At 71.9% G+C, this 15507-nt stretch carries 14 protein-coding genes and 1 riboswitch; of the genes, 5 read left to right on the plus strand and 9 right to left on the minus strand.

Translation table 11 applies throughout. The features are described 5' to 3' along the window. The first annotated feature begins 39 nt into the window (after positions 1–39). A complete protein-coding gene (locus AC069T_RS21320; protein ID WP_476754674.1) occupies positions 40–627 on the plus strand; it encodes a hypothetical protein in 588 nt (195 codons plus the stop codon). 290 nt (positions 628–917) lie between these two features. Here the strand turns inward: AC069T_RS21320 and AC069T_RS21325 are convergent, their stop codons facing one another. The 5 genes from AC069T_RS21325 to thrC form a co-directional block, all read right to left on the minus strand. Beyond that, positions 918–2039 (minus strand): NADH:flavin oxidoreductase, encoded by a 1122-nt coding sequence (locus AC069T_RS21325; RefSeq protein ID WP_478784251.1) that lies wholly within the window; start codon positions 2037–2039, stop codon positions 918–920. A gap of 231 nt (positions 2040–2270) precedes the next feature. Beyond that, positions 2271–3896: a chaperonin GroEL gene (gene groL / locus AC069T_RS21330; protein ID WP_355783845.1), complete on the minus strand. Its 1626-nt coding sequence runs from the start codon at positions 3894–3896 to the stop codon at positions 2271–2273. A 414-nt stretch (positions 3897–4310) separates the two neighbouring features. Further along, positions 4311–4514, minus strand: a complete 204-nt coding sequence (locus AC069T_RS21335) for a cold-shock protein (protein WP_005315736.1) — start codon at positions 4512–4514, stop codon at positions 4311–4313. A 423-nt stretch (positions 4515–4937) separates the two neighbouring features. Further along, positions 4938–5216 carry a MoaD/ThiS family protein gene (locus AC069T_RS21340; RefSeq protein WP_478784252.1) on the minus strand — a complete coding sequence of 93 codons (279 nt, stop codon included), beginning with the start codon at positions 5214–5216 and terminating at the stop codon, positions 4938–4940. Continuing rightward, positions 5213–6517, minus strand: coding sequence for a threonine synthase (thrC, locus tag AC069T_RS21345; protein ID WP_478784253.1), 1305 nt, complete (start codon positions 6515–6517; stop codon positions 5213–5215). Before thrC ends, AC069T_RS21340 begins: the two co-directional genes overlap by 4 nt. Before the next feature lie 17 nt (positions 6518–6534). Then, a riboswitch (SAM riboswitch) is annotated at positions 6535–6692 on the minus strand. Between the two features lie 167 nt (positions 6693–6859). Between thrC and AC069T_RS21350 the strand changes: the two genes are divergently transcribed. Further along, positions 6860–7831, plus strand: coding sequence for a glucosyl-3-phosphoglycerate synthase (locus tag AC069T_RS21350; RefSeq protein ID WP_478784254.1), 972 nt, complete (start codon positions 6860–6862; stop codon positions 7829–7831). 124 nt (positions 7832–7955) lie between these two features. Then, positions 7956–9359: an alpha,alpha-trehalose-phosphate synthase (UDP-forming) gene (locus tag AC069T_RS21355; RefSeq protein WP_478784255.1), complete on the plus strand. Its 1404-nt coding sequence runs from the start codon at positions 7956–7958 to the stop codon at positions 9357–9359. Between the two features lie 214 nt (positions 9360–9573). Here AC069T_RS21355 and otsB read toward each other — a convergent pair whose 3' ends face one another. From otsB to AC069T_RS21370, 3 genes are all read right to left on the minus strand, one after another. Then, a complete protein-coding gene (gene otsB, locus AC069T_RS21360; protein WP_478784256.1) occupies positions 9574–10428 on the minus strand; it encodes a trehalose-phosphatase in 855 nt (284 codons plus the stop codon). 67 nt (positions 10429–10495) lie between these two features. Next, on the minus strand, positions 10496–10723 hold the full coding sequence (locus tag AC069T_RS21365; RefSeq protein WP_121404660.1) for a DUF3263 domain-containing protein: 228 nt from the start codon (positions 10721–10723) through the stop codon (positions 10496–10498). Between the two features lie 55 nt (positions 10724–10778). Further along, on the minus strand, positions 10779–12044 hold the full coding sequence (locus tag AC069T_RS21370) for an extracellular solute-binding protein (protein ID WP_478784257.1): 1266 nt from the start codon (positions 12042–12044) through the stop codon (positions 10779–10781). Between the two features lie 112 nt (positions 12045–12156). Between AC069T_RS21370 and AC069T_RS21375 the strand changes: the two genes are divergently transcribed. Together AC069T_RS21375 and nagA are read left to right on the plus strand one after the other, a co-directional pair. Then, complete coding sequence (locus tag AC069T_RS21375; protein WP_478784258.1) at positions 12157–13107, plus strand: ROK family protein; 951 nt, start codon at positions 12157–12159, stop codon at positions 13105–13107. After that, the gene (nagA, locus tag AC069T_RS21380) at positions 13107–14279 is read left to right on the plus strand and encodes an N-acetylglucosamine-6-phosphate deacetylase (protein ID WP_478784259.1); all 1173 of its coding nucleotides are present in this window, start codon (positions 13107–13109) and stop codon (positions 14277–14279) included. Before AC069T_RS21375 ends, nagA begins: the two co-directional genes overlap by 1 nt. A gap of 249 nt (positions 14280–14528) precedes the next feature. On the opposite strand, the gene AC069T_RS21385 is transcribed toward nagA, so the two are convergent. After that, positions 14529–15503, minus strand: coding sequence for a carbohydrate-binding protein (locus AC069T_RS21385; RefSeq protein WP_478784260.1), 975 nt, complete (start codon positions 15501–15503; stop codon positions 14529–14531). Between the last annotated feature and the right edge of the window lie 4 nt (positions 15504–15507).

Raw genomic sequence — 15507 nt, forward strand, 5'->3', positions numbered from 1 at the left:
TAGGACAGCACTCCGCCCGGGGAGGGACACCGCACGCCCATGAACCACGCACAGCTGACCGCTCTCGGCCGCGCCCTGCGCCTGCTCGGCGAGCACGGCGACGCCCTCGGCGCCGACAGTCCCGACGCGAAGCTGCACGAGGTCAAGGCCGATCTGAAGCGGGCCCTGGACCTGCTCGAGGACACGGTCACGACGGCGGTGCCGACGACGCGCTGCGCCGAGCACCCGACCGGCCCCGTCGACAAGGGCGCCGTCGACCTGTGCCTGCTGTGCGAGACCCGGCGCCGCGCCGCCCGCCGCTCCGAGGTCAACGGCGCCTACGCCCACGGCCGCCCCACCGGCCCCGGCGAGTCCCCCGACCGCACGCAGTCCCGCTACGGCGTCCGCGCCGACCGGCCCGAGCCGCAGCAGCGCTGGTTGCCCGAGGTGTGGAACGGCCAGGCGTGGCAGCTCTGCGGCACTCCCCGCCGCGACCGGCACGAGGCCGAGCGCTACCTCGCCGCCGAGCGCAGGTCCCCCCGGCCCGGCATGGCCTACCGCCTGGTCCACGAGTTCACCGACTACGAGGTGCTGCGCATCTGGGGCACCCCGGTCAAGATCGACATCGAGCCGATGGGAAACCTGTGACCGGGGTGCCCGGGCGCTAGCCCGGGCTCAGCCGACCCGGGCGCAAGACCCGGAAAGCCGACCCGGGCACTAGGGCCTGTCGTTTGGATCATGCCGGCGTCGCGGGGTCTGGCACGCACATCTGCGGCGTTGTCGTCGGTCGCCGACGCTCCGCGTCGACTCCCTCCTCCGCCTTGCAGCTGCACGCGCCAGACCCCGCTCGGGTCGGTCAGGACAAAGCGTCGGTCACAGCCAGCCTGATCCAAACGACAGGCCCTAGCCCCGGAAAGCTGAGGGCGCCCGGCGCCGGCTCAGCTGAGGGTGCCCAGCGCCGCCGCGTCGTACGCCTTCAGCTCGTCGAAGCGGCCGGCCAGGACCTTCGCCGCCCACTCCGGGTCCTGGAGCAGCGCGCGGCCGATCGCGACGAGGTCGAACTCGTCGCGCTCCAGCCGGTCGAGCAGGTCGTCGATGCCCCGGACGGAGGAGCCCTCGCCCTGGAAGGCCTTGAGGAACTCGCCGTCCAGGCCGACCGAGCCGACGGTGATGGCGGGCCTGCCGGTGAGCTTCTTCGTCCAGCCGGCGAGGTTGAGGTCGGAGCCGTCGAACTCGGGCACCCAGTAGCGGCGCGTGGAGGCGTGGAAGGCGTCGACTCCGGCCGCCGCGAGCGGGGCGAGGATCGCCTCCAGCTCCTCCGGGGTCTCGGCGAGCCGGGCGTCGTAGTCCTGCTGCTTCCACTGCGAGTAGCGGAAGAGGACCGGGAACTCGGGCGAGACGGCGGCGCGGACCGCGGCCACGATCTCCGCGGAGAACTTCGCGCGGGCCACCGGGTCCCCGCCGTACGCGTCGGTGCGCCGGTTGGTGCCGGCCCACAGGAACTGGTCGAGCAGGTAACCGTGGGCGCCGTGGAGTTCCACGCCGTCGAAGCCGATGCGCTCCGCCTCCGCGGCGGCCTTCGCGAACGCCTCGACGACGTCGTCGATGTCCTGCTGGGTCATGGCCCGGCCCTTGGGCTCGGCGCCCTCGGCGTGGATGCCGGAGGGACCCATCGGCGGGGCGTCCGCGAACGGCGGCTCACCGGCCCGGCGCACCATGCCGATGTGCCACAGCTGCGGCACGATCGTGCCGCCCGCCGCGTGCACGGCGTCGGCGACCTTCGTCCAGCCGGCCAGCTGCTCCTCGCCGTGGAACCGCGGCACGCTGTCGCTCTGACCCGCGGACTCGTGGCCGACGTACGTGCCCTCGGTCACGATGAGGCCCACGCCCGCGGCGGCGCGCCGGGAGTAGTAGCCCACCACGTCCTCCCCCGGGACGCCGCCCGGCGAGAACTGCCGGGTCATCGGTGCCATCACGATCCGGTTCGGGACGGTCAGACCGTTCAGGGACACGGGACGGGACAGGATCTCGGCTGCGCGGGACGCGGAATCGGCGCTCACGTGGGGGCTCCTCTGGACGGCAGGTCAGGACGGGGGCATTCCGGTGGGTATGTGCACGTGCATCGACCCACCCTCCCGGTAACGGCCCCGCCCGTCATGGCATTCCGGGTCCCTGGCCCACCTCGGTGTGATCCCGGCCACGGAACGGCCTCCGACCCCGAAAACGCCCGAGGGCGGCACCCCCGTAAAAGGGGTGCCGCCCTCGGAAAGGACGAGCCTGATCCGCGAGGATCAGAAGTCCATGTCACCGCCCGGCATGCCACCCGGGGCGCCGCCTGCGGCGGCCTTCTCGGGCTTGTCGGCGATGACGGCCTCGGTGGTGAGGAACAGCGCGGCGATGGACGCGGCGTTCTGCAGGGCAGAGCGCGTGACCTTCGCCGGGTCGATGATGCCCTCGGCGATCATGTCCACGTACTCACCGGTCGCGGCGTTCAGGCCGTGGCCGACGGGCAGGTTGCGGACCTTCTCGACGATGACGCCGCCCTCGAGACCGCCGTTGACGGCGATCTGCTTGAGCGGGGCCTCCAGGGCGAGCTTCACGGCGTTCGCGCCGGTCGCCTCGTCACCCGTCAGCTCCAGCTTCTCGAAGACCGAGGAGGCCTGCAGCAGGGCCACGCCACCACCGGCGACGATGCCCTCCTCGACGGCCGCCTTCGCGTTGCGAACGGCGTCCTCGATGCGGTGCTTGCGCTCCTTGAGCTCGACCTCGGTGGCGGCACCGGCCTTGATGACGGCCACGCCGCCGGCCAGCTTCGCCAGACGCTCCTGGAGCTTCTCGCGGTCGTAGTCCGAGTCGGAGTTCTCGATCTCGGCGCGGATCTGGTTGACCCGGCCGGCGACCTGGTCGGCGGAGCCGGCGCCGTCGACGATCGTGGTCTCGTCCTTGGTGATGACGACCTTGCGGGCACGGCCGAGCAGGTCGATGCCCGCGTTCTCCAGCTTGAGGCCGACCTCCTCGGAGATGACCTCGCCGCCCGTGAGGATGGCGATGTCGCCGAGCATGGCCTTGCGGCGGTCACCGAAGCCCGGGGCCTTGACGGCGACGGACTTGAAGGTGCCACGGATCTTGTTGACGACCAGGGTCGACAGGGCCTCGCCCTCGACGTCCTCGGCGATGATCAGCAGCGGCTTGCCCGACTGCATGACCTTCTCGAGGAGCGGCAGCAGGTCCTTGACGTTGCTGATCTTCGAGTTGGCGATCAGGATGTACGGGTCGTCGAGGACGGCCTCCATACGCTCCATGTCGGTGGCGAAGTACGCCGAGATGTAGCCCTTGTCGAAGCGCATGCCCTCGGTGAGCTCGAGCTCCAGACCGAAGGTCTGGGACTCCTCGACCGTGATGACGCCTTCCTTGCCGACCTTGTCCATCGCCTCGGCGATGAGCTCGCCGATCTGGGTGTCGGCGGCGGAGATGGAGGCCGTCGAAGCGATCTGCTCCTTGGTCTCGACATCCTTCGCCTGCTCCAGCAGGGCACCGGAGACGGCCTCGACGGCCTTCTCGATACCGCGCTTCAGAGCCATCGGGTTGGCGCCGGCGGCGACGTTGCGCAGGCCCTCGCGGACCAGCGCCTGGGCCAGGACGGTCGCGGTCGTCGTGCCGTCACCGGCCACGTCGTCCGTCTTCTTCGCGACTTCCTTGACCAGCTCGGCGCCGATCTTTTCGTACGGGTCCTCGAGCTCGATCTCCTTGGCGATGGAAACACCATCGTTGGTGATCGTGGGGGCGCCCCACTTCTTCTCGAGGACGACGTTGCGACCCTTGGGACCAAGGGTGACCTTGACGGCGTCGGCGAGCTGGTTCATCCCGCGCTCGAGACCGCGCCGTGCCTCCTCGTCGAACGCGATGATCTTGGCCATGTGAAGTGGTCCTCCCGGACTGGGGTGGATTGCTCCGGACCGCGCTGGCGCCCGCGACGGACGGCCTGCCTGCCTCGTGGTTCCTTGCCCCACATGGCCTGCGGGCCTCGCCGACCCGGTCCTTCGTTGTCACTCTCACCTTCAGAGTGCTAACGCCAATGATTAGCACTCGACCCCCGAGAGTGCAAGACGCTCCCCCGCAGTGAGCCCCTTCCAGGGGGCGCGCGGACCCCGACGGAAGCACTCCCACGCGCCCGCACGCCCCGCCGCGGCACCCGTCCCGGCCTCCCGCAGGCCCCGCCGCGGACCTCGCCCCGGCCGGGCCGGGGAACGCCCGAGGGGCCCGTACCCCTGATGGGATACGGGCCCCTCGACGTGAGTGAATACGTGCGTCGGTGGCCGATCGCGCCGAGATCAGACGGCGAGTTTGACCATGTCCGCCTGCGGACCCTTCTGGCCCTGCGAGATCTCGAACTCCACTCGCTGACCCTCTTCAAGGGTGCGGTAGCCGTCCATCTGAATCGCGCTGTAGTGCACGAAGACGTCCGCACCACCGTCGACCGCGATGAAGCCGTACCCCTTCTCCGCGTTGAACCACTTGACGGTGCCCTGAGCCATGCCTAACTCCCCTATTACTGGCCCTTGCACAGATCCGCACTTCGCGGATCCGGGTCAGACCTCACCCCCCAACGGTTGGGGGTGTGCGCCGGAACGCGTCGACCGCGGCTGAATGTATCTGTCCAACTGCCGTCTGCAACAGGTCAGTCGGACGAGAAATCCGGGCACGCATGATCGGCAATATGTGGAGGACTCGCACACGTTCAGGGCAAGTCGGGCCACGTAAGCGCCATGAAAGGCTTGAAATAGCCGGGCACATTGGCTGCTTCTTGTCCGACACCGGATCAACGTTCATATGCGCCCGGCATGGAAAGCGCGGCAGCTTCCCCAACTGTACCGTGCTCAACCATGCAGAATTGCCCCCTCCGTTTCTCTTGCGGAGAGGGCAATCCGGGGGAACAGCCGGTTTTCGAAGCCTGGTTGTCAGCAGCCGCCGGCCACGGCCGGGATGATCGAGACGCCCGCGCCGTCCGGCGTCGCCGTCTGGAGGCCCTGCTCGAAACGCACGTCGTCGTCGTCCACGTACACGTTGACGAAGCGGCGCAGCTTGCCCTGGTCGTCCAGGACGCGCGCGGCGATGCCCGTGTGGTTCTTCTCCAGGTCCGAGATGACCTCGGCGAGGGTCGCGCCCTCCGCCGGGACCTCGGCCTTGCCACCCGTGTAGGTGCGCAGGATGGTGGGGATGCGAACGTTGACGCTCATGATGCGAGGCCAGCCTCTCGGAAGGAGTCCAGGTTCGGGCGGATGGTCGCGGTCAGACCGGTGCCGGCCACCGCGTCGAGGGTCTTGAGGCCGTCACCGGTGTTGAGGACGACCGTCGTCAGGGTCGGGTCCAGGACGCCGCTCTCGATCAGCTTCTTCGTGACCCCCACGGTCACGCCGCCCGCCGTCTCGGCGAAGATGCCCTCCGTCCGCGCCAGCAGCTTGATCGCGTCGACGACCTGCTCGTCGTCGACATCCTCCACCGCACCGCCGGTCCGGCGCGCGATGTCGAGGACGTACGGCCCGTCGGCCGGGTTGCCGATGGCGAGGGACTTGGCGATCGTGTTCGGCTTCTGCGGCCGTACGACGTCGTGTCCCGCCTTGTAGGCCACGGACACCGGCGAGCAGCCCTCGGCCTGGGCGCCGAAGATCCTGTACGGCCGGTCCTCGACGAGGCCGAGCCTGATCAGCTCCTGCAGCCCCTTGTCGATCTTCGTGAGCTGGGAGCCCGAGGCGATCGGCACGACCAGCTGGTCCGGCAGCCGCCAGCCGAGCTGCTCGCAGATCTCGTACGCGAGGGTCTTCGAGCCCTCCGCGTAGTACGGCCGCAGGTTGACGTTGACGAAGCCCCAGCCCTCGCCTGCCGGGTCGCCGATGAGCTCGGAGCAGAAGCGGTTGACGTCGTCGTAGTTGCCCTCGATGCCGACGAGCTCGCCGCCGTAGATCGCGGCCATGACGATCTTGCCCTGCTCCAGGTCGTGCGGGATGAACACGCAGGAGCGGAAGCCGGCGCGGGCGGCGGCGGCGCCGACGGCACCCGCCAGGTTGCCGGTGGAGGAGCAGGAGAGCGTGGTGAAGCCGAAGGCGCGGGCGGCCTCCAGGGCCTGCGCGACGACGCGGTCCTTGAAGGAGTGCGTCGGGTTGCCCGAGTCGTCCTTGACGAAGAGCTTGCCGGGGTCGACGCCCAGTTCGCGCGCGAGGTTGTCGGCCCGCACGAGCTTGGTCCAGCCCGGGTTGATGTTCGGCTTGTCGGCGACGTCCGCGGGGACGGGCAGCAGCGGCGCGTAGCGCCAGATGTTCGCGGGGCCCGCTTCGATGCGCTTGCGGAGTTCCTCGGTGTCGTACGCCGAGAAGTCGTAGGCGATCTCCAGCGGGCCGAAACACTCCTCGCAGGCGAAGACCGGGCCGAGCGGCACGCGGTGTCCGCATTCGCGGCAGGAGAGGGCCGCGGCGGGGCCGAGATCGACGGAGTCCGCGGCGGTGGAAGAATCGGTGGTGCTTGCAACTGTCTGCGCAGCCATGGAGGCGAGGCCCTTTCTCCTCATCTTCCTCACGGCGCACTTCGCCGTGAGACGGATTTGGCACCTTCCCTAGCCGGGAGCCTCGCGACGCTGATCGGCGATGATCAGGACGAGACCGGCTGGAGGGTTGCCGGGGCTTCAACGGGCCGTATCCCTCTGCCCCTCTGGATGAGCGGTGTTCAGTTGTTGGTCGCGACGCGGGGACCGAGCCAGGACATGCGATGGTCATCCGCGTTGTTCAAGACTGTAACCGAAGGCCAGGACAGTTGAGATAGTCGTCCGAACCGCGAGATGGATCACACCCCGGCGGGGCGTGTGGTCGGACAGTGAGGAGCCCGGACCGTGCTGGAAGAAGTCGAGCGCTGGCTGAGCACCCGCTCCTGGTCCGTGACCGACCGTCCGCTCCACCAGCTGACGGCCGCCAAACGCGCCACGGGGTCGACGGTCAGCGTCGTGCTGCCCGCCCTGAACGAGGAGGAGACCGTCGGCGCGATAGTCGCGGCCGTCCGCCGCGACCTGATGCTGCGGGTCCCGCTCGTCGACGAGATCGTCGTCGTCGACTCGGGCTCGTCCGACCGCACCTCCGAGGTGGCCGCCGCGGCGGGCGCCCGCGTGGTGCACCGGGACGACATCCTGCCGCGGCTCCCGCCCGTCCCCGGCAAGGGCGAGGTCCTGTGGCGGTCCCTGCTGGTGACGAGCGGGGACATCGTCTGCTTCGTCGACGCGGACCTGCGCGAGTTCTCCTCCGACTTCGTCACGGGGATCGTGGGCCCGCTGCTCACCGACCCGGGCGTGGCCCTCGTCAAGGCCATGTACGACCGGCCGCTGACCGTGTCCGACGGGTCCGCCTCCGGCAGAACCGCCGCGGGCCAGGGCGGCCGGGTGACCGAGCTCATGGCGCGTCCGCTCCTGAACATGCACTGGCCGCAGCTCGCGGGCTTCGTCCAGCCGCTGGGCGGCGAGTACGCGGCGCGCCGGTCCCTGCTGGAGCGGCTGCCGTTCCCCGTCGGGTACGGGGTGGAGCTGGGCATGCTGGTGGACGCGCTGCACCTGGTGGGTCTCGACGCGCTCGCCCAGGTCGACGTCGGGGTGCGCAGGCACCGCCACCAGGACGGGCAGGCACTCGGCCGGATGGCGGCGGCGATCTACCGCACCGCCCAGCTCCGGCTCGCCCGCGGGCACCTCGTCCGCCCGGCCCTCACCCAGTTCGAGCGGGGCGAGGACGGCTTCGTGCCGCGCACCCACTCCGTGGACACGCAGGAGCGGCCCCCGATGGCGGAGCTGGCCGAGTACCGCTCACGCAGAGTGGCCTGAGCCCGGACACCGGGTACCGCCGCGTGCCGCCGAGTGCCGCCGGATGACGTGCTCCGGCGGCCGAGGGCGAGGCGGTGCCCGCCCGTACGTTTGAGCGTTTCCGAGCCGGGCTAGGTTGAGGTCTATGGCTTCCACGCACGGTGACCACCAGATCCTTGTCGCGTCCAACCGCGGCCCGGTCTCCTACGAGCTGCGCGAGGACGGCTCGCTCCACGCCCGGCGCGGCGGGGGCGGGCTGGTCTCGGGACTGTCGGCGATCGGGCCGGACGCGGGCGCCCTGTGGGTGTGCGCGGCCCTCGGCGACGGGGACCGCGAGGCGGTGCGGCGGGGCGTCGGCGAGGACGGCGTGCGGATGCTCGACATCGACGCCCAGGTGCACACGGACGCGTACAACGGCATCGCGAACTCGGTGCTGTGGTTCGTCCACCACATGCTGTACCAGACCCCGCTCGAGCCGGCCTTCGACGCGGAGTTCCGGCGCCAGTGGGCGTCGTACGAGACGTACAACCGGGCCTTCGCCGACGCGCTGGCCTCGGCGGCGGCGACGGGGGCCTCGGTCCTCGTGCAGGACTACCACCTGACGCTGGTGCCCGGGATGCTCCGTGAGCTGCGGCCCGACCTGCGCATCGGGCACTTCTCGCACACGCCGTGGGCGCCGGTCGACTACTTCCGGATGCTGCCCGACGACATCGCGCAGCAGGTGCTGCGCGGGATGCTCGGCGCGGACCGGCTGGGCTTCCTCACCCGTCGCTGGGCGGACGCGTTCACCGCGTGCTGCGAGGACCTGGCCGGCGGTCTCGGCGGCACCCGGGTCGGGGTGCACGGCCTGGGCGCGGACGCGGACTTCCTGCGCGCGCGCTCGCACGAGGCGGACGTCGACGACCGGATGGCGGCGCTGCGGGAGCAGATCGGCACGTCCCCCGAGGGCGGCCCGCGCCGGACGGTCGTACGGGTCGACCGCACCGAGCTGTCGAAGAACATCGTGCGGGGCCTGCGGGCGTACGAGCAGCTGCTGGAGGAGCGCCCCGAGTGGCGCGAGCGGGTGGTGCACGTCGCCTTCGCCTACCCGTCCCGCCAGGACCTGGCCGTCTACCGGGACTACACGGCCGAGGTGCAGCGCGTCGCCGACACGATCAACTCGCGGTACGGGACGCCCGGCTGGACCCCGGTCGTGCTGCACGTCCAGGACGACTTCGCCCGCTCCCTGGCCGCGTACCGGCTGGCGGACGTGGCGCTGGTCAACCCGATCCGGGACGGTATGAACCTGGTGGCCAAGGAGGTGCCGGTCGTCTCCGACGGTGGGTGCGTCCTGGTGCTCTCCCGGGAGGCGGGGGCGCACGAGGAGCTCGGCGAGGACGCGATCACGGTGAACCCGTACGACGTGGTGGGCACCGCACGCGCGCTGCACGAGGCGCTGACGATGCCGGCCGACGAGCGCGCCACGCGCTCGAAGCGGCTGGCCGCCGCGGCGACCGCGCTGCCGCCGGCCCGGTGGTTCCTGGACCAGTTGCACGCCCTCCAGGCCTGACCCGGCGTGGGGGGGGGGGGGGGGGGGGGGGGGGGGGGGGGGGGGGGGGGGGGGGGGGGGGTTCGCTCTTGCCCCCCCCCCTCCCCCCCCCCCCCCCCCCCCCCCCCCCCCCCCCCCCCCCCCCCCCCCCCCCCCCCCCCCCCCCCCCCCCCCCTCCGGTGTCGGTACGGGTACCGGTACCCGTACCGACACCGGAACCGGTGCCGGTGTGCGTTCAAGTGAGTCGGTTCGCCAGGGTCGTGAGGAGGTGGACGACCCCGGCCGGGCCGTCGACGACCAGGTCGGCGCGTTCGGCGAGTTCGGCGACCTCCGCGTTGCCGCTGAACACGAGCAGGCCCGGCACCCCGTCGGAGCGGAGCTTGTCGACGGCGGCGAACGCGGGCAGGTCGCCCAGGTCGTCGCCGGCGTAGAGGACGGCCTCGGCGCCGCTCTCGCGCACGTACTCCGTGAGGGCGACGCCCTTGTCCACGCCCGGTGGCCGCAGCTCCAGGACCATCCGGCCCGGTTCGACGATCAGGCCGTGCCGGGCGGCGAGCTCCCCGAGGGGGCCGCGCAGGGTCTCGAAGGCGGCCTGCGGGTCCGCCGCGCGGCGCGTGTGCACGGCGACGGCGCGGCCCTTCTCCTCGATCCAGGTGCCCTGCCAGGCGCCGATCTCGTCCAGGAAGCCGGGCAGTTCGGCCCGGACGGCGGCCACTCCGGGGTGCGGCGCGGGCGCGCTGACCGTGCCGCTCACCGCGTCCCAGCGCTCGGCGCCGTAGTGCCCGAGGACCACCAGGTGCTCCAGGCCGGGGACGCCCGCGAAGCCGCCGTGGCGGACCGCGACGCCCGCCGGGCGGCCGGTGACGACCGCCACCGACGCCACCTCGGGCGCGAGGGCCGCGAGGGCGGGGACGGCGCCGGGGTGGGCCCGGGCCTGTTCGGGGTCGGGGACGATCGGGGCGAGCGTCCCGTCGAAGTCGAGTGCGATCACGGCCCGGCCGGGCCGTCGCAGGATGGCGTCGAGTCCCTCGCGCCCGGCCGTGGTCGCCGGGGTCGGCAAGGAGTCCGTGAAGTCCGCGTTGCTGCCCATGGGACGACCCTATCCGCGCGGGGCGGGACGCACGCCTGTCACTTTGCGCCGGGTGCCCCGGGCGGACTCAGCGTTCCGCGCGGCGGGCCTCGCGGACACGGCGGAGCCGGTTGACCGTCACCGGGTCGTGGGCGAGCGCCCGCGGGTCGTCGAGCAGGGCGTTGAGCAGCTGGTAGTACCTGACCGGCACGAGACCGAGCTGTTCGCGTATCGCCCGCTCCTTGGCGCCGGGACCGGGCCAGTTCCTGCGCTCGGTGGCGAGGACGGCCCGCTCCTGGGGGGTGAGCTGCTCCATGCCGGCCACGGTAACCCCCACCACCGACAGCGCCCGTCCGCCCGGCCCCGCTCCGCTACTCCGCGCTCTCCGCGATGACGGCCCGGCGCTGGAGTTCGCCCAGGACGGCGGACGGGCGGCCGGTGGGGCCGACGGCCTTGCCGATGTCCTGCTTGACGGAGGCGCTGACGCCGGCCCAGCTGGTCTCGCCGACCGGGTAGAGCTCCGCGGAGGGGAGTTCCTCCAGGAAGGGCGCGAGATCCTTGTCCTCCGGGTCCTCGGCCATCACCGCGGACGCGGAGGTGGTCACCGGCAGCAGGTCGTACCGGCGGGAGAAGGCCAGCACGTTCTTCGTGCTGTAGACGTAGTCGAGGAACTCGCCGGCCTGCTCGCGGTGGCCGTTCTTCTTGAAGGCCATCATCCAGTCGGCGACGCCCATCGTGGTCCGGCTCCTGCCCTCGGCGCCGGGCATGGGCACCATGCCGAACTTGACGCCCTTCGCGGCGGCGGTCTTCATCAGCGTCGGGTGCCCGTTGAGCATGCCGACCTCGCCGCGGGCGAAGGCGGCGAAGGCGTCGGCGCGGTTGAGTTTCGCGGGCGCGGTCGGTCCGGTGAGCCCCTTGCCGACCAGTTCGTTCTTCAGCCAGTCGAAGGTCCTGACGTTCTCCGCCGAGTCGAGGGAGTACGTGCCGACGTCCTGGGTGTAGCCGCCGCCCCCGCTCAGCAGCCACTGCATGGTCTCCGCCTGCGCCTCCTCGGGGCCGAGCGGCAGCGCGTAGGGGATCTCGACGCCCTTGGACTTGAGCACCCTGGCGTCGGCCGCGAGCTCACTCCAGGTCTTCGGCGGGGTGAGGCCCGCCTCGGAGAACAGCGTCTTGTTGTAGAAAAGGAGCCGCGTGGAGGCGGCGAACGGCATGCCGTACTGCACCCGCCGCATCTCGCCCGCGTCGCTGAGCCGGGAGACGAAGTCGGCCTGGGTGGTTATGGACAGCAGGTCGTCGGCCTCGTACAGCTCGCCCTCGGCCGCGTAGTCGGCGTACGCGCCGATCTGGGCGAGGTCGGGGGCCTGGCCGGCGTCGACCAGGTCCCTGACCTTGCGGTCGACGTCGTTCCAGGAGTAGACGTCGACCTCGACGTGGATGCCGGGGTGCTCGGCCTCGAAGCTCGCGGCCAGATCGTCCCAGTACTTCTTGGAGCTGGTGGCCGCGGAGTCGCCGTAGTCAGCTGCGACCAGTCGCAGGGTCACGTCGTCGGAGCCGGCCGAGCCGCCGCAGCCCGTGAGCGCCGCTGTCATGCCCAGTGCGGACACCACCGCGATCAGTCCTGTCCTACGCCGCTGCACCGCTCGTCCCCAACCCTGTTGTCTAGTCCTGTTGTCCCAAAGTTCGGATACAAGGTCTACACCACGTGAGTGGACTAGACCTCTCCTGGGGTAAGGGGCGACACTGTCCCCCGTGAGACATGTCATCGCCCTCGACGTGGGCGGCACCGGGATGAAGGCCGCCCTCGTGGGGGCCGGCGGCGAGCTGCTCCACCAGGCCCGCCGGGCGACCGGCCGCGAGCGCGGCAGCGACGCCGTCGTCGGGACGATCCTCGACTTCGCCGCCGAGCTGCTGGCCTACGGTGAGCGGCAGTTCGGCGAAGCCGCCGCGGCGGCCGGCGTCGCCGTCCCCGGCATCGTCGACTCCGCGCGGGGCGTCGCGGTCTACTCGGCCAACCTCGGCTGGCGCGACCTCCCGCTGCGCCGGATGCTCGGCGAACGGCTGGCCGGGACACCGGTCGCCCTCGGCCACGACGTGCGCACAGGCGGACTCGCCGAGGGCCGGATCGGCGCGGGCCGGGGCGCCGACCGTTTCCTGTTCGTACCGCTCGGCACCGGCATCGCCGGCGCGATCGGCATCGACGGCACGGTCGAGGCGGGCGCGCACGGCTTCGCCGGGGAGATCGGCCACATCGTCGTACGGCCGGGGGGAACCCCGTGCCCGTGCGGACAGCGCGGCTGCCTGGAGCGCTACGCCTCCGCGGCGGCCGTCAGCGAGGCCTGGGCCCTCGCGTCCGGCGACCCGGACGCCGACGCGGCGGACTGCGCGCGGGCCGTTCAGGACGGGGACGAGCGGGCCGTACGCGTCTGGCGCGACGCCGTCGACGCGCTCGCCGACGGGCTCGTCACCGCGCTGACCCTGCTGGACCCGCGCACCGTGATCATCGGAGGCGGGCTCGCCGAGGCCGGGGACACCCTGTTCGCCCCGCTGCGCGCCGCCGTCGCGGAGCGCGTCACCTTCCAGCAGCTGCCGTCCCTCGTCCCCGCGGCTCTCGGCGACACGGCCGGATGTCTGGGCGCCGGACTGCTGGCCTGGGATCTACTCGAAACCGACATCACCGTCCGCTCGGAGGTAACCACCTGATGGCCCCTAGCAAGGTTCTCGCCGGCGCCCGGGTGGTCCTGCCCACCGGGATCGTGGACGGCGGCCACCTGGTCGTCGACGGCGCACGGATCGCCGGCGGGGGTCCCCCCGGGACGGAGCCGACCGGCGTCCCCGGGGACGCGGAGCGGCTCGACCTCACGGGCCACTGGCTGGTCCCCGGCTTCGTCGACATGCACAACCACGGCGGCGGCGGCGCGTCCTTCACCTCGGGAACCGTCGAGGACGTCCTCAAGGGCGTCCACACCCACCGGCTGCACGGCACGACCACCCTCGTCGCCTCCACCGTCACCGGCGACATGGACGGCCTCGCCCAGCGCGCCGGACTGCTCTCCGAACTGGCCGAACAGGGCGACATCGCGGGCATCCACTTCGAGGGCCCCTTCATCTCCCCCTGCCGCAAGGGCGCCCACTCCGAGGAACTGCTGCGCGACCCCGACCCGGCCGAGGTCCGCAAGCTGCTCGACGCGGCGCGCGGCCGGGCCCGGATGGTCACGCTCGCCACCGAACTGCCCGGCGGCATCGACTCCGTACGGCTGCTGGCCGAGCACGGCGTGATCGCGGCCATCGGCCACACCGACGCGACGTACGAGCAGACCCGGGAGGCCATCGACGCGGGTGCCACCGTGGCGACGCACCTGTTCAACGCGATGCCCGCGCTCGGACACCGCTCCCCCGGGCCGATCGCCGCCCTCCTGGAGGACGAGCGGATCACCGTCGAGCTGATCAACGACGGCACCCATCTGCACCCGGCCGCCTTGGAACTGGCGTTCCGTCACGCGGGCGCCGACCGGGTGGCGTTCATCACCGACGCGATGGACGCCGCCGGCTTCGGCGACGGCCGCTACATGCTCGGCCCGCTGGAGGTGGAGGTGGCGGACGGCGTCGCCCGCCTGGTGGAGGGCGGCTCGATCGCGGGCTCCACGCTCACGCTGGACCGCGCCTTCAAGCGGGCGGTCACCGTGGACCGGCTGCCCGTCGAGGACGTCGTCGCCGCCCTGTCCGCCAACCCCGCGAGGCTCCTCGGCGTGGCCGACAGGGTGGGCTCCCTGGAGGCGGGCAAGGACGCCGACCTGGTGGTGCTGGACGCGGAGTTCGAGGTGCGGGGCGTGCTGCGCCGGGGTGAATGGGTGGTTCGTCCCCGGCTGGGGTGAGCCCGGCCCGGTCGTGACCCGGGAGGCCGGGCCCGGGTGTGTCGACCCGCGCCGCGGCAGGACCTAGGGTCTGTCGTTTGGATCATGCCGGCGTCGCGGGGTCTGGCACGCACATCTGCGGCGTTGTCGTCGGTCGCCGACGCTCCGCGTCGACTCCCTCCTCCGCCTTGCAGCTGCACGCGCCAGACCCCGCTCGGGTCGGTCAGGACGAACCGTCGGTCACAGCCAGCCTGATCCGAACGACAGGCCCTAGCTCTTCCAGCCCTCGGCCAGCCACATCTGGTCGAGGAGGGCGTCGCACTGGTTGCCCTGCTCGCAGGAGATCTTGATGGTGTTGGTGCCCTTGTTGAGCTCGACGTAGTTGTAGGTCTTCGTCCAGCCCTTCTCGTAGTCCCCCGCCGGGGCCTGTGCCCAGTTCTTGAGGGCGAGCGGGGCGGTCAGGGGTTTGGCGTTGATCGTGAGGGTGGCGGTGGCGTCCTTGCCCGGCACGCTGTAACCGGTGTAGACGGTGTACTTGCCGGACTTCGGGATGCCGCTCACGTTCCACGTGACGGCGGCGCCGACCTGGTTGAAGTTCGCGACGTAGACGCCGCCGGCCGCCTTCGCGCCCTTGACGTCGGACGCCGTGGTGGCGCCGTCGAGGTGGAGGGCCTTGGCGTCGATCGCGGGCAGGTCGTCCTCGGCCTCCGCGGGCCGGCCGGCCGACTTGCTGGGCTCGGCGCTCTGCGCGGCCGTGGGGGTCGCGCCGCCGGCGTTGTCGCCCTTGTCGTCGTCCGAGTCACCACCCAGCATCACGACACCGATACCGACGACGACCGCGGCGACCACGGCGATCGCGCCGATCAGCAGGCCCCTGGTGTTGGGACCCCGGCCCCGCCCGCCCCCGCCGCCGCCGACCATGGGCGTCCGGCTGGTGGTGACGGTGCCGGGGGCGGTCTCGGGTGCTCCGTGCTGCGGGGCGGGCCGGCCGTACGCCTGCTGCTGCGGGACCTGCCGGCCGTACTGCGCGGTCGGCGCCTGCTGCCCGTACGTGGCCTGCTGGCCGTACGTGGTCTGCTGCTGCCCGTACTGCCGCTCGCCCACCGCGCGCACCCTGTTGACGGAGCCTGGATAGCCGTAGCCACCGCTCGGCGGCTGTGCGCCTGCGGCCTGGCCGTCGGCGTACAGGTAGCCGAACGGGTCGTCGTCCTCGGGTGTGCTCGCGCCGTTGTTGCCGGGCGTCATCCCT

The organism is Streptomyces sp. NPDC043867, from assembly GCF_056435845.1.